We start from the raw sequence: 273 nt of genomic DNA, 5'->3' as shown, positions 1-273 counted from the left end.
GAACAGCGAGCCGTCGGATGCCGTCGCCATTGCGGTCAGGGGGTGCCGGCCGGTGCCGGGCAATCCGACCACCACATCCTTCACCGTAGCGGACGGATCGGCAGCCCTGGGATCAAAGCGGACGATCTTGCCCAACACGCCGACGTAGAGGGTATCGTCCGGTCCCGACACCAGGCCGTTGGGCTGGTCCAGGCCGGCAATCAACACCTGCGGCTTGGCATGACCATGGGCGCCCAGACGCAGAATGCGCCCGCGATTGCGGTGCCAGCCGCC

The 273-nt window shown here is 67.8% G+C and carries 1 pseudogene; it reads right to left on the bottom strand.

What is annotated here, in order from left to right:
* Positions 1 to 273 (bottom strand): annotated as a pseudogene (locus EOD29_RS36285) (hypothetical protein); the annotation flags it as partial.

This window comes from Mesorhizobium sp. M1A.T.Ca.IN.004.03.1.1, assembly GCF_003997555.1.
GTDB lineage: Bacteria > Pseudomonadota > Alphaproteobacteria > Rhizobiales > Rhizobiaceae > Mesorhizobium.
Note: the sequence above shows the minus strand (reverse complement) of the source record. Positions and strands in the feature narration are given on the sequence as shown.